Origin of the sequence: Mesorhizobium montanum, assembly GCF_033977145.1 — a bacterium.
Taxonomy (GTDB): domain Bacteria; phylum Pseudomonadota; class Alphaproteobacteria; order Rhizobiales; family Rhizobiaceae; genus Mesorhizobium; species Mesorhizobium montanum.
Genome location: NZ_JAVIJF010000006.1, coordinates 199,889 through 212,876, shown reverse-complemented (window position 1 = coordinate 212,876; position 12,988 = coordinate 199,889). Strand labels below are relative to the sequence as shown.

Annotated in this window: 13 protein-coding genes; 12 read left to right on the top strand and 1 reads right to left on the bottom strand. The window is 62.3% G+C overall.

The window, feature by feature from the left end; all coding sequences use genetic code 11:
* Positions 1-23 precede the first annotated feature (23 nt).
* From RFM68_RS10395 to tsf, 4 genes are all read left to right on the top strand, one after another.
* Entirely contained in the window at positions 24-854 is an 831-nt protein-coding gene (locus RFM68_RS10395) for a cell envelope integrity EipB family protein (RefSeq protein WP_320232643.1), read from the top strand.
* Positions 855-937: 83 nt separating this feature from the next.
* Entirely contained in the window at positions 938-1,216 is a 279-nt protein-coding gene (locus tag RFM68_RS10390; protein WP_320232642.1) for a DUF4031 domain-containing protein, read from the top strand.
* Between the two features lie 200 nt (positions 1,217-1,416).
* On the top strand, positions 1,417-2,196 hold the full coding sequence (gene rpsB / locus RFM68_RS10385) for a 30S ribosomal protein S2 (RefSeq protein WP_320232641.1): 780 nt from the start codon (positions 1,417-1,419) through the stop codon (positions 2,194-2,196).
* 119 nt (positions 2,197-2,315) lie between these two features.
* On the top strand, positions 2,316-3,236 hold the full coding sequence (gene tsf / locus RFM68_RS10380) for a translation elongation factor Ts (RefSeq protein WP_320232640.1): 921 nt from the start codon (positions 2,316-2,318) through the stop codon (positions 3,234-3,236).
* A 54-nt stretch (positions 3,237-3,290) separates the two neighbouring features.
* Here the strand turns inward: tsf and RFM68_RS10375 are convergent, their stop codons facing one another.
* A complete protein-coding gene (locus RFM68_RS10375) occupies positions 3,291-4,217 on the bottom strand; it encodes a LysR family transcriptional regulator (RefSeq protein ID WP_320232639.1) in 927 nt (308 codons plus the stop codon).
* A 113-nt stretch (positions 4,218-4,330) separates the two neighbouring features.
* On the opposite strand from RFM68_RS10375, the gene RFM68_RS10370 reads away from it, so the two are divergent.
* From RFM68_RS10370 to bamA, 8 genes are all read left to right on the top strand, one after another.
* Positions 4,331-4,858 (top strand): nuclear transport factor 2 family protein, encoded by a 528-nt coding sequence (locus tag RFM68_RS10370; protein ID WP_320232638.1) that lies wholly within the window; start codon positions 4,331-4,333, stop codon positions 4,856-4,858.
* A gap of 35 nt (positions 4,859-4,893) precedes the next feature.
* The gene (locus RFM68_RS10365) at positions 4,894-6,003 is read left to right on the top strand and encodes an aldo/keto reductase (RefSeq protein ID WP_320232637.1); all 1,110 of its coding nucleotides are present in this window, start codon (positions 4,894-4,896) and stop codon (positions 6,001-6,003) included.
* Between the two features lie 150 nt (positions 6,004-6,153).
* Positions 6,154-6,876, top strand: coding sequence for a UMP kinase (gene pyrH / locus RFM68_RS10360; RefSeq protein ID WP_320232636.1), 723 nt, complete (start codon positions 6,154-6,156; stop codon positions 6,874-6,876).
* A gap of 90 nt (positions 6,877-6,966) precedes the next feature.
* Positions 6,967-7,521, top strand: a complete 555-nt coding sequence (frr, locus tag RFM68_RS10355) for a ribosome recycling factor (RefSeq protein WP_127863920.1) — start codon at positions 6,967-6,969, stop codon at positions 7,519-7,521.
* A gap of 30 nt (positions 7,522-7,551) precedes the next feature.
* Positions 7,552-8,271 (top strand): isoprenyl transferase, encoded by a 720-nt coding sequence (locus tag RFM68_RS10350; protein ID WP_320232635.1) that lies wholly within the window; start codon positions 7,552-7,554, stop codon positions 8,269-8,271.
* Positions 8,272-8,283: 12 nt separating this feature from the next.
* Positions 8,284-9,099 carry a phosphatidate cytidylyltransferase gene (locus RFM68_RS10345; RefSeq protein WP_320232634.1) on the top strand — a complete coding sequence of 272 codons (816 nt, stop codon included), beginning with the start codon at positions 8,284-8,286 and terminating at the stop codon, positions 9,097-9,099.
* Positions 9,100-9,203: 104 nt separating this feature from the next.
* On the top strand, positions 9,204-10,346 hold the full coding sequence (gene rseP, locus RFM68_RS10340; RefSeq protein WP_320232633.1) for an RIP metalloprotease RseP: 1,143 nt from the start codon (positions 9,204-9,206) through the stop codon (positions 10,344-10,346).
* Between the two features lie 217 nt (positions 10,347-10,563).
* Positions 10,564-12,927: an outer membrane protein assembly factor BamA gene (bamA, locus tag RFM68_RS10335; RefSeq protein ID WP_320232632.1), complete on the top strand. Its 2,364-nt coding sequence runs from the start codon at positions 10,564-10,566 to the stop codon at positions 12,925-12,927.
* Positions 12,928-12,988: the final 61 nt, after the last annotated feature.

Below are 12,988 nucleotides of genomic sequence, written 5' to 3'. Positions count from 1 at the left end.
GGCCGCGACGATCGGAGTAACGCATGCGCGCAACGCGCCTTTTTCTTGCCGCTGCCTGTATCTCGGCGGCGTACCCGATGTCGCCGGCCTTTGCGGTGCCCGCGCTGCAGGCCCATCGCGCCGTCTATGATCTGACGCTCAACAAGGCCTCCGACCGTTCGGGCATCACCGGCATCACCGGCCGCATGGTCTACGAGTTCAACGGATCGGCCTGCGAAGGTTATACGGTCAAGTTCCGCTTCGTCACCCAGATCGTCACCAACGACAACACCAGGCTGACCGACCAGCAGACGACGACTTTCGAGGACGCCGAAGGCAAGACCTTTTCCTTCGTGACGAAATCCTTCGTCGACCAGAACCTCGACAAGGAGGTGAAGGGCATGGCCACCAGGGAAGCGAAGGGTCTCAAGGTCGATATCGACAAGCCCGAGAAGAGCAGCCTGGAGCTTGCGATCACGCAGTTTCCGACCCAGCATCTGGTCGAGCTGATCGGCAAGGCCGAGAAGGGCGAGAATTTCTACCAGACCAATTTGTTCGACGGCTCGGAAGACGCCAACAAGGTGATGGCCACCACCGTCATCGTCGGTAAGAAGACGGATGCCGACAAGACGGATCCGGAAGCGCCGGCGCTGGCCAAGCTCGCCTCGGACAAGTACTGGCCGGTCGACATCGCCTATTTCGACGATACCGACAAAAGCGGCGAGGAGGTGCCGGAGTACCGGATCAGCTTCAAGCTGCACGAGAACGGCATCACCCGCGACCTCGTCATGGACTATGGCGACTTCTCGATGACCGGCAAGCTGGTGAACCTGTCGCTGTTCGACCAGACCAAGCCTTGCCCGGCGTCGAAATAGCAATTCTTTGACGACAGCCGACCCGGCTTGCAGGCTTGGCTTCCAAACGCCATGTGTGAGGCTTACCAAGTGCGGCGAGCCTGATGGCGGTCTATGTCGATGCAGCGATCTGGAAATGGGCCGGGCACCGCTGGTGCCACCTCCTCGCCGATGACGTCGACGAGCTGCATCGCTTCGCCGCCGAACTCGCCCTCAAGCGTTCGTCCTACCAGGGGCCACCCAAGACGTCGGCGCCGCATTACGATATAACCGGCTTCGAGCGCGACCGCGCGGTGCGGCTCGGCGCCATCGAGTGCAGCCGGGAGGAGATCGTCGCCGTGTTCCGCCGCGTTCGGGTGCCGAACGGCAAGCTAAAACGCTGACTCTGCGCGGATCGCCGCAGGCTGGGGCGTTTTCCGCCACCCGGCTTGCGTTTATCAGACTTCCCCTCTATATGCGCGCTCATTCCACACACGGACTTTGGTGTCTGCCCGGGAGAAATCCGGCTGAAACCTCCGGTGGCATCAGGACATCCCGTCCGAAATGCCTGTGTCCGTGGAGGCCAACCGGAAAGGAACTAAGAATGGCTCTGCCTGATTTCAGCATGCGCCAGCTTCTGGAAGCTGGTGTTCACTTCGGCCACCAGACCCACCGCTGGAACCCGAAGATGGCGCCTTACATCTATGGCGCTCGCAACAACATCCACATTGTCGACCTGTCGCAGACGGTGCCGCTGCTGCACCAGGCTCTGAAACAGGTGTCCGACACCGTTGCCAAGGGCGGCCGTGTGCTGTTCGTCGGCACCAAGCGCCAGGCGTCAGACATCGTTGCCGACGCCGCGCAGCGTTCGGCTCAGTACTATGTCAACTCGCGTTGGCTGGGCGGCATGCTCACCAACTGGAAGACGATCTCGAACTCGATCCAGCGCCTGCGCAAGCTCGACGAGACGCTCACCGGCGAGGCCCAGGGTCTCACCAAGAAGGAGCGCCTGAACCTCGACCGCGAGCGCGAGAAGCTCAACAAGGCGCTGGGCGGCATCAAGGACATGGGTTCGACGCCGGACCTGATGTTCGTCATCGACACCAACAAGGAAGCGATCGCCATCCTCGAGGCCAAGCGCCTCGGCATCCCGGTCGTGGCCATCATCGATTCGAACTGCGATCCGGACAAGATCGACTTCCCGATCCCCGGCAATGACGATGCGGCGCGCGCCATCCAGCTTTATTGCGATCTGATCGCCAAGGCCGCCATCGACGGCATCGCCCGCCAGCAGGGCGCGCTCGGCGTCGACATCGGCGCTTCCGCCGAGGTTCCGGTCGAGCCGGCGCTTGACACCCCGGCCACTGAGGCTCCGGAAGCTTGATGGCGAAGGCCGGTTCCGGCCTTCATCTTTCCAATAAGTTGGCGCGCTAAAGCGCTTCTGCCGAGCGCATCATCGAGTCCCGATGGTGCGTCGGCGCATTTTGAACCAAAGAGGCGACAATGAGTATTTCGGCTGCACAGGTCAAAGAACTCCGCGACTTGACCGGCGCGGGCATGATGGACTGCAAGGCGGCGTTGAGCGAGACCAACGGCAACATGGAAGAGGCCGTCGACTGGCTGCGCAAGAAGGGCATCTCGAAGGCCGACAAGAAGGCCGGCCGCACTGCGGCCGAAGGCCTGATCGGCGTCGACGCCGGCGTTCGCGAGGCAGCGATCGTCGAAGTCAATTCCGAGACCGACTTCGTCGCCCGCAACGAGCAGTTCCAGGAACTCGTTCGCAATATCGCGAAGGTTGCGCTTGCATACGGCACCACCGAGGCGGTCTCGGCCGCCAAATATCCGGGCTCCGACAAGTCGGTCACCGAGACCGTCAAGGATGCGGTCGGCACGATCGGCGAGAACATCAATTTCCGCCGTTCGGCCAAGCTCACCGTGCCGCACGGCGCAGTGGCGACCTATGTCCACAACGCGGTTGCCGAGGGCCTCGGCAAGCTCGGCGTGCTGGTCGCCATCGAGACCACCGGCAACGAGCATGCCGCCAACGCCTTTGCCCGCCAGGTCGCCATGCATGTCGCCGCAACCAGCCCGATGGCGTTGACGGCAGAAGAAGTCGACCCGGCCGCGGTCGAGCGTGAGAAGGCAATCTTCGCCGACCAGGCGCGCCAGTCCGGCAAGCCGGAAGCGATCATCGAGAAGATGGTCGAGGGCCGGCTGCGCAAGTTCTATGAAGAGGTCGTGCTTTTGAAGCAGGCCTTCGTGCTCAATCCCGACATTACCGTCGAGAAGGCGCTGAAGGATGCCGAGAAGGAGATCGGCGCCCCCGCCAAGATCACCGCCTACCTGCGTTACGCGCTCGGCGAGGGCATCGAGAAGGAAACGACCGACTTCGCGGCGGAAGTCGCGGCCGCGGTCAAGAAATAGCTCTTATCCGAGGGAGCGCTTAGCATCCCCCCTTAAGGTGAAGGGCTTACGAGCTCAGGCAACTCGGTCGGGTGTCCGCGTGGATGCCCGGCCGATTTCTTGTGCGGTGTCGATAAAGGCCCTGAGCTTCGGCGCCATTGATGCGCGGCGCGGGAAATAAAGGAAGAGGCCGGGCTCCTCGATCGCCGTCTGCGGCAGGATCTGGGCGAGGCTGCCGGCGGCGAGGTCGGCGCGCACCAGCGGCTCGAACACATAGGCGAGCCCGACCCCGGCCAGCGCCAGGTCGATGGCCGCGAGCGAATCGGTGACGACGGCCGTGCCGCGCGTTTCGACGACGATATCCTTGCCGTCCTCGTGCAAATCCCAGCGATAGAGTCCACCCGAGCGGACCAGCCGGTAGCCGATGCAATTGTGGTTCGCGAGGTCGCTCACGCCGCGCGGACGGCCGTGCTTTCCGATATAGGCGGGCGAAGCGACGACCACGGCCTTGAGGGGCGGCGTGAGCCGCACGGTAATCATGTCCTGCGCGATCATCTCGCCCAGCCTGATGCCGGCGTCGAAACCTTCGCCGACAATATCGACAAGCCCCTGCTCGGCGAAAACCTCGACCGTCACATCGGGATAGCGTTCGGCCATGGCCGCTACAACGGGCGTGACCGCCAAGGGGATCGCGATGTTGGAGGCGTTGATCCTGAGCAGGCCGGAGGGCCGGCCCTTGATGCCGCGGATCCGATCCATCCGATCGGCAATGTCCTGCAGCGCTGGGGCCGCCGTCTCCACCAGCGCCTTGCCGGCTTCCGTCAGCGATACGCTGCGCGTCGTGCGCGCGAAGAGCGGCTGGCCGATGCGCTCTTCGACCAGCCGTACCGCATGGCTGACCGCCGACGGGCTCATGCCGAGCTCAGCTGCTGCAAGCGCAAAGCCGCCGCGCCGCGCGACAGTGACGATGACCGGCAGATGGCTAAGCAGGTCGCGATCCATTCATGAACGATATCGCACAGTTCATGCGAACAATGCAATCTTATCGTTGCCGACTCTCCGGTCCACATTGTCGCCACACGTCGGCGGCGGGCTGATGCACCAGGAGAAAAAAGATGAATGCCTTGAGACATGTCACATTCGCGGCAGGCATTGCGCTGGCCCCGGTCGATGCCGGCGGTGCCGAAACGGCCGGCTGGCAGGCCCTTGCCGATGAGCGTGCCGTCATCCGCATTGCCGACGCCATCGACCGCGCAGTGGATGCGCAGGACTGGAAGCTGGCCCGCAGCTATTTCGCCGATCGCGTCACCGCCGATTTCAGCAGCCTTTCGGGACAGCCTGCGGCGAACATCGCGTCCGACGATCTGATCGGCGCCTGGGCGGGCAACCTCAAAGGCAGCAAGACCAGCCTGCATCTGCGCACCAACCATCAGGTCTCCTTCGACGCCGGCGCAGCGACGGTCCGCTCCAACGGCTATGCGTGGAACCGGATGGAGGGCAATGGCGACCCGCTCTGGGAAGTCTGGGGCACCTACGAGCATCATCTGACGCGCTTGGCTGCCGGCTGGAAGGTCGACGGCTTCGCGTTCCGCATGACGCATCAGCGCGGCAATCCCTGGGTCAAGACGACTCCCGGTCAATAGCACGTCATCAATCGGACCTGGATTGGAGAGACATCATGACAATGACCTATTACATGCTCGGCAACAGCGGGCTGAGAGTGAGCCGACTGGCGCTGGGTACGATGACTTTCGGCACCGAGTTGGGCTGGGGCGCGGACAAGGATACCGCCAGCGCCATATTCGACGCCTATGTCGAGGCGGGCGGCAATTTCTTCGATACGGCCGACCTCTACACAAGCGGCACCGCAGAGACATGGCTTGGCTCGTTCATCAGCGAACGGGGCCTGCGCGACAAGGCGGTGATCGCCACCAAATTCACCATGAATTCGGACCCCGGCAATCCGAACGCCGGCGGCAATGGCCGCAAAAACATTATGCGCGCCGTGGACGCCTCGCTGAAGCGGCTCGGGACCGACTATATCGACCTGTATTTCCTGCATGTGTGGGACAGGCTTACGCCGGCCGAGGAAGTCCTGCGCACGCTTGACGACCTGGTGCGCGCGGGCAAGGTGCGCCACATCGGCCTGTCCAACGTGCCGGGCTGGTATGCCGGCCGGACGCAGGCGATCGCCGAACTGCGCGGCTATGAGCCTATCTCGGCCCTGCAACTCGAATATTCGCTCGCCCAACGAGACATCGAGCACGAATTCGTGCCCTTCGCCACGCGTCACGGCGCCGGCATTATGGTGTGGAGCCCGATGGCGAGCGGGCTGCTCAGCGGCAAATACCGTCCGACACAAGCGGGTAACGCCGGTCGGCTCGACGGTTTTCGCAACACCACCCATCCGAGTTTCCAGAAATTCAGCGAACGCAACTGGGCGATCGTGGCCGAACTCGAAAAGGTGGCCGCCGAACTCGGCCACAGCATGGCTCAAACTGCGTTGAACTGGGTGGTGACACAGCCCGGCGTCGCCACTGTCATCCTCGGAGCGACGAAGGTCGCTCAGCTACAGGACAATCTGGCGGCGCTGGATTTTTCGATTCCCGTCGAGCTTCGCCAGCGGCTGGATAAGGTGAGCCGTGCTTCGGCGCCGTACCCTTATTCCTATTTCGGTCCGGAGATCCAGGTCAGGGTGGCCGGCGGGGTGGTGACCGGCGACAAGCCTTCCGGCTATGCACCACCGGTGACGATCGAAGGCGAGGTCGTCAGCATCAGCAGCAACTGAGCCAAAAAAGCCTGGAATTTTGCACGAGGGCGCGGCGTGACATCACCGCGCCCTTCGTGTATCGGGTCAACCCGTCATGACAGCATCGCCGGATGAAGCGGGGGCGGTTTTGCCTCCAAAATTGCCGCGCCGAGATATTCGAGGATCCAGATGACGGTGAAGCCCCTCTATCGACGTGTCGTGCTGAAGGCTTCCGGCGAAGCGTTGATGGGCGAGCAGCATTTCGGCATCGACGTTTCGGTGGTCGACCGCATTGCCGCCGACATTGCCGAGGCGCGTGCGCTTGGCGTCGAAGTGGGCGTCGTCATCGGCGGCGGCAATATCTTCCGCGGCGTCGCCGTGGCCTCGAAGGGCGGCGACCGTGTCACCGGCGACCATATGGGCATGCTCGCCACCGTCATCAACTCGCTGGCGCTGCGCACCTCGCTGAACAAGATCGGCGTCGATGCGGTCGTGCTTTCGGCGATCGCCATGCCGGAACTCTGCGAGAGCTTTTCCCAACGCCAGGCGACCGCCTATATGAACCAGGGCAAAGTGGTCATCTTCGCCGGCGGCACCGGCAATCCGTTCTTCACCACCGATTCGGCCGCGGCCCTTCGCGCCGCCGAGATCGGCGCCGATGCGCTGTTCAAGGGCACGCAGGTCGACGGGGTCTATTCGGCCGATCCCAAGAAGGACCCGAACGCGGCCCGCTTCGACCGCATCAGCCACGCAGAAGTCATCAACCGCGGGCTTGCGATCATGGATACGGCCGCGATTGCACTTGCGCGCGAAAACAACATTCCGATAATCGTCTATTCGATCCACGAAAAAGGTGGTTTCGGCGACATTTTGAGGGGTGGCGGCCATTGCACGGTCGTCGCGGACAAATAATCGGGCCCGGGATCCGTTAAACGACCACGGAACCGCAGACGGGACAACGACACAAACAGTGAACCCGGCGAACGGGTCGAGGAGATGATCATGAGTGGCGAGTACGAAGACCTGAAGCGACGCATGGACGGGGCGATTGCCGCCTTCAAGCACGATCTGGCCTCGCTGCGCACCGGCCGGGCCTCCAGCAACCTGCTCGATGCCATCCAGGTGCAGGCTTACGGTACGGCGATGCCGATCAACCAGGTCGCCAATGTGTCGGTGCCGGAGCCGCGCATGATTTCGGTCTCAGTGTGGGATAAGTCCATGGTCAGCGCTGTTGACCGCGCCATCCGCGAAGCCAATCTGGGCTTCAACCCGATCGTCGACGGCACCACGCTGAGGATTCCACTGCCGGAGCTCAACGAGCAGCGCCGCAAGGAATTGGTCAAGATCTCGCATGGCTATGCCGAAAACGCCCGCGTCGCCGTTCGCCATGTCCGACGCGACGGTATGGATTTCCTCAAGAAGGCTGAGAAGGACGGCACCATCAGCGAGGACGATCAGCGCAAGCGGTCCGACCAGGTTCAGAAGCTGACCGACGAGATGATCAGCACTATCGATCACCTGCTTTCCGATAAGGAAGCTGAAATCATGCAGGTTTAGGGTCGGGTTTTCCGGCTCGAAAGCGAGACCATGGCAACGCCCGCGCATGTCGCGATCATCATGGATGGGAACGGACGCTGGGCCAAGGCGCGCGGTCTGCCGCGCCTTGCCGGCCACCGCGCCGGCGTCGAGGCCTTGCGCAAGACGGTCCGCGCCGCGCCTGGGCTCGGCATCTCCTATCTGACCGTCTACGCCTTTTCCTCCGAGAACTGGTCGCGGCCGAAATCCGAGGTCAGCGACCTTATGGGCCTGTTGAAGCTGTTCATCCGGCGCGATCTTGCCGAACTGCATCAGAGTGGCGTGCGGGTGAGGGTGATCGGCGACAGGCAGGGGTTGCAGCCCGACATCAGGGGACTGCTTCAAGAGGCCGAATCGCTCACTGCCGGCAATGAGGCGCTGACGCTCGTCATCGCCTTCAACTATGGCGGCCGCGACGAGATCGTGCGCACCGCGCGCAAGCTGGCGGACGCCGTCGCGCGCGGCGACATGGCGAGCGAGGCCATCACGGCGGAGAGCTTTGCCGCGTCGCTCGATACCCATGGCATCCCTGATCCTGAGCTGGTCATCCGGACCAGCGGCGAGCTCAGGCTGTCGAACTTCCTTCTGTGGCAGGCTGCCTATAGCGAACTTGTCTTCCTGCCTTGCTACTGGCCGGACTTCAGCCGGGAGCATCTGGCCGATGCCTTGCGCGACTTTGCCGGCCGCGAACGACGCTTCGGCGGGCTTGCCGCCCGCGATGTCGCGCTTTAGGCGCCGCCGCGAATGAGCAATCTCCAGCAGCGCGTCATCTCGGCAATCTTGATGGCGGCTCTGACCCTTGCGCTCACCTGGCTTGGCGGGTTGCCGTTCCGGCTGTTTAGCGCGGGAATCGCAGCGCTGATCTTCTATGAATGGACGCGTATGTCGCGGTCTGGGAACGGCGCGACGCTCGGCCTCCTGCCGGAAGCGCTGATTCTGGTCTTCATCGGCGCGCTGATTGCCGGCTTGCCGGCCTTATGGCTGCTGCTCCTTGTCGCGATCCTTGTGGCAGTCGCGGCCATCGCCGCTCGCATCAGAGGGACTGCGCTGTGGGAAGCTCCCGGACTGGCTTATGCGGCTCTTTCCGGCTTTTCCCTCGCCTACCTCCGTGACGACATTCATTCCGGGCTGCTTGCGATTCTCTTCCTGTTCGCCGTGGTCTGGGCAACCGACATAGCCGCCTATTTCGTCGGCCGCGCGGTCGGCGGCCCGAAACTTGCTCCGTCGATCTCGCCCGGCAAGACGCAGAGCGGTGCGCTGGGAGGCGCGGTCGGCGGCGTTGTCGCCGGACTTTTGCTGACGATCGCGGCCGGCGCCGGCAATTTCGTCCAGCTTGGTCTCATCGCGCTGGCGCTCTCGATCGTTTCGCAGATCGGCGACCTGTTCGAATCCTGGGTCAAGCGCCGGCACGGTGCCAAGGATTCGAGCAATCTCATTCCCGGCCATGGCGGCGTCATGGACAGGGTGGACGGGCTTGTCGCGGCCGCGTTCGCGCTGTACGTCATCGGCTGGATCGCGGCGGGCGCCGAGCATCCGGCACTGGGGCTGTTTCCGAACTGAGAGACGTTGCGGTAGGGTGAAAAACGGCACCCGCCACGGATTCGCCCGGATTGATGCCACAGTCGCGGCGGAGTGTCGCGTGCGGGCGAATTTGAGGGCATGACTTGAACGACATCATTCACGCGGTCTTCAGCGCACAAGGCTTCGTCCTTGGCACGCTCGTGCCGTTTCTGTTCGTGCTGACCGTGGTCGTGTTCGTCCACGAGATGGGCCACTATCTCATCGGCCGCTGGTGCGGCATCGGCGTGAAGGCCTTTTCCATCGGCTTCGGCCCCGAGATCTTCGGCTTTTACGATCGCCACGGCACGCGCTGGAAGCTTTGCGCCATTCCGCTTGGCGGCTACGTCAAATTCGTTGGCGACATGAATGCGACATCGAGCCAGCCAAGCACCGAAGAGATCGAATCGCTGACCGACGCCGAGCGCCAGGTCGCCTTCCACACTCAGCCGATCTGGAAGCGCGCCGCGACGGTCGTTGCCGGGCCGCTGTTCAACTTCCTGCTGACGATTGCCGTGTTTGCGGTGCTGTTTTCCCTTTATGGACGTCCGGTCCTGGAGCCGACGGTGGCCGAAGTCACTGCAGGCAGCCCGGCGGAAAAAGCCGGAATCCAGCCGGGCGACCGATTCGTCAGAGTCGACGGCAGCAAAGTGGAGACTTTTGCCGACGTGCAGCGGCTGGTTTCAGGCCGGGCAGGCGACGCCATCACCTTCACGATGCTGCGCGACGGCAAGGAAATCACCGTTACGGCGACGCCGGCGCCCATGGAGCAGCAGGATGCGCTGGGCAACAAGGTAAAGGTCGCGGTTATTGGCGTCGTCAACAACGTCGAGCTCGGCCAGCCGCGCCTGATCTCCTATACGCCCGCAGGCGCCGTGGTGGCGGCGGTCGAGGAAACCGGGCACGTGATCGAGCGCACCGGCCAGTTCCTGCAGCGCTTTGCGCTTGGACGCGAGGACAAATGCCAGTTGGGCGGTCCGATCAAAATAGCGAAAATGTCGGGCCAGGCAGCCAAGCTCGGCTTCGAGTGGCTGGTGCAGCTTGTTGCATTTCTGTCAGTCGGAATAGGTTTTCTCAATCTCCTGCCGATTCCCCCCCTCGACGGCGGGCACCTCTTGTTCTACGGCGTGGAGGCCGTCATCAGGCGACCGGTCTCAGAGCGCATGATGGAGATGGCTTATCGGACGGGGCTGTTCCTGGTGCTCGGGTTCATGGGCTTCGTTTTTTGGAATGATCTGTTTGGGTGCTGAAATCATGAAGAAATTTGGCTTCAGCCCCAGTCACATTGAGATGCCGTTTACCATGCGTGGGGATATGCGTGACGCGAAAGCCACGCGGTACGGTTAAGTAAATACAAATTAACCGGGAGCCTTGCGTGTAGGGAAAATCCGGTTAATACGGTAAGGGAAATACCGCACGTCCGGTTTTCTCGCCGTGGGGACTACGAGAAAAAGGTACCAAAGCCCGATGAAGGCAGCATCCAAGTTTCTGAGCGCCGCGTCCGCGGCGGCTTTGTCCGCCGCTCTGGTTGTGCCAGGCGCGCTCGCAGTGCAGTTCGCTGCCACGTCGGTGGCTGAGGCCGCAGTGATTTCGCGCGTCGAGGTCAGCGGCAACCAGCGCGTTGATGCCGAGACCATCCGCAATTACATTTCGATCAAGCCGGGCAAGCCCTTCTCCAGTTCCGATATCGACGCCGCCGTCAAGGCGCTGTTCGGCACCGGCCTGTTCTCGGACGTTCAGATCAACCAGGTCGGTTCGAGCCTTGTTGTCAAGGTTTCCGAGTACAAGGTCGTCAACCAGGTTCTGTTCCAGGGCAACAAGAAGCTGAAGGACAACGCGCTCCAGGCAGCTGTCCAGCTGAAGCCGCGCGCGACCTTCTCGCAGCAGGCGCTGGACGCCGATGTCGAAGCGGTCAAGGCTGCCTACAAGCGCATTGGGCGCGATGACGCCGCCGTGTCCACGCAGGTCATGGACCTTGGCGACAACCGCGTGAACGTGGTCTTCAACATCAATGAAGGCGGCCGCACCCAGATCGCGGCGATCAATTTCGTCGGCAACCACGCCTATTCCAGCCGCCGCCTTTCCGACGTCATCAACACCAAGCGCTCGTCCTGGCTGTCCTTCGTGCTGCGCGACGACGTCTATGACGAGGACAAGCTGCGCGCCGACCAGGAACTGCTGCGCCGCTTCTACTACAATCACGGCTATGCCGACTTCCAGGTTGTCTCGGCCGTCGGTGAGCTTGACGACGCCACCAACAAATACACGGTCACCATCACCGTGCAGGAAGGCGACCGCTACACATTCGGCGACGTCAGTGTGGAAAGCACCATCCCCGAAGTCGACTCGAAGTCGCTGCAATCCGTAGTCGACACCCACAAGGGCGATGTCTACAACGCCAAGGACGTCGAGGATTCGATCATCGCGTTGACCGAGAAGGTCGCGGGTTCGGGCTATGCCTTCGCCCAGGTGACGCCGCGCGGCGACCGTAATTTCGAGAACCACACCATTTCGGTCGTCTACACCATCGACCAGGGCACCAAGGCCTATGTCGAGCGCATCGAAATCCGCGGCAACGACCGCACGCGCGACTATGTCATCCGTCGCGAATTCGATGTCAGCGAAGGCGACGCCTTCAACCAGGTTCTCATCCAGCGCGCGAAGAAGCGGCTGGAAAACCTTGATTATTTTCAGTCAGTCGACATCTCGACCGTTCCGGGCTCGGCGCCCGACCAGGTCGTGCTCGTGGTCACGGTAGTCGAGAAGTCGACCGGCGAGTTCTCGGTTGGCGCCGGCTATTCGACCGGTGGCGACACGCCCGGCCCATCCGTCGAGGGTTCCGTCACCGAACGCAACTTCCTCGGCCGTGGCCAGTACATCAAGCTGTCGGCCGGCGGTGGCAGGCATTCGCGCGACTACTCGGTTTCCTTTACCGAGCCGTATTTTCTCGGTCGGCGCATCGCCGCAGGCTTCGACATCTACAAGTCGACGCGCGAATACAACCACTATGATACCAATGTTACTGGCGCGACCGTTCGGTTCGGTCTGCCGATTACCGACAGCATTTCGACGCAGCTGGCGTACAATATCTCACAGGAAAAGTATTCCTACCCAGACAATTGCTTGACTAGTGGTGTCCTTGACCCTGCGAAGTGCGACGTTTCGCCGGCAATTCAAGCTGGCATCGCGGAGAGCCCATGGCTGAAATCATCGGTCAGCCTGGGTTTGGTGTACAACACCATCGACGACATGAAGAACCCGCATGAGGGTCTTTACATCACCGGCACGACCGAGTTTGCCGGCCTTGGCGGCGACGCCAAGTGGGTGAAGCTCACCGGGCGCGCCAGTGTCTACCAAACTTTGTCGGAACAACTTGACCTAGTCGGCCTGGTCTCGGGTGGCGCGGGCTATCTTGCGGCCTACGGCAGCAACGATTTGCGCGTCTTCGACTATTTCCAGAGCAACGACCGCATGATCCGCGGTTTCGAGTATGGCGGTATTGGCCCCGTGGCTAGCGGAGGCAGTGGTGATCATCTCGGTGGCACCACGTACTTCAATGCCTCCGCTGAGGCTCAGTTCCCGCTGCCAGTTATTCCGGAGAGCTTCGGTTTGCGTGGCGCCGTCTTTGCGGATGCGGCGACGCTTTATGGCAACAACCTCGTCGGTGTTGATTCGTCGTCTACGAGTATGAAACTCCGTGCTTCTGTCGGTTTGGGCTTGATGTGGGCCTCGCCGTTCGGCCCGATCCGCATCGACTATGCGATCCCGGTCAAGAAAGAGTCGACCGACAACGTGCAGGAATTCAACTTCGGTATCGCGACCCGCTTCTAATTTCGTAGTCGCGATTATCCGGGCCGGCTGACGGCCCGGACTAGACTGATCCGACCCAGCT

What these genes read in the sequence shown, in the direction of transcription:
- RFM68_RS10395 (WP_320232643.1), top strand. Translation starts at nt 24, where the DNA reads ATGCGCGCAACGCGCCTTTTTCTTGCCGCTGCCTGTATCTCGGCGGCG.
- RFM68_RS10390 (WP_320232642.1), top strand. Translation starts at nt 938, where the DNA reads ATGGCGGTCTATGTCGATGCAGCGATCTGGAAATGGGCCGGGCACCGC.
- rpsB (WP_320232641.1), top strand. Translation starts at nt 1,417, where the DNA reads ATGGCTCTGCCTGATTTCAGCATGCGCCAGCTTCTGGAAGCTGGTGTT.
- tsf (WP_320232640.1), top strand. Translation starts at nt 2,316, where the DNA reads ATGAGTATTTCGGCTGCACAGGTCAAAGAACTCCGCGACTTGACCGGC.
- RFM68_RS10375 (WP_320232639.1), bottom strand. Translation starts at nt 4,217, where the DNA reads ATGGATCGCGACCTGCTTAGCCATCTGCCGGTCATCGTCACTGTCGCG.
- RFM68_RS10370 (WP_320232638.1), top strand. Translation starts at nt 4,331, where the DNA reads ATGAATGCCTTGAGACATGTCACATTCGCGGCAGGCATTGCGCTGGCC.
- RFM68_RS10365 (WP_320232637.1), top strand. Translation starts at nt 4,894, where the DNA reads ATGACAATGACCTATTACATGCTCGGCAACAGCGGGCTGAGAGTGAGC.
- pyrH (WP_320232636.1), top strand. Translation starts at nt 6,154, where the DNA reads ATGACGGTGAAGCCCCTCTATCGACGTGTCGTGCTGAAGGCTTCCGGC.
- frr (WP_127863920.1), top strand. Translation starts at nt 6,967, where the DNA reads ATGAGTGGCGAGTACGAAGACCTGAAGCGACGCATGGACGGGGCGATT.
- RFM68_RS10350 (WP_320232635.1), top strand. Translation starts at nt 7,552, where the DNA reads ATGGCAACGCCCGCGCATGTCGCGATCATCATGGATGGGAACGGACGC.
- RFM68_RS10345 (WP_320232634.1), top strand. Translation starts at nt 8,284, where the DNA reads ATGAGCAATCTCCAGCAGCGCGTCATCTCGGCAATCTTGATGGCGGCT.
- bamA (WP_320232632.1), top strand. Translation starts at nt 10,564, where the DNA reads ATGAAGGCAGCATCCAAGTTTCTGAGCGCCGCGTCCGCGGCGGCTTTG.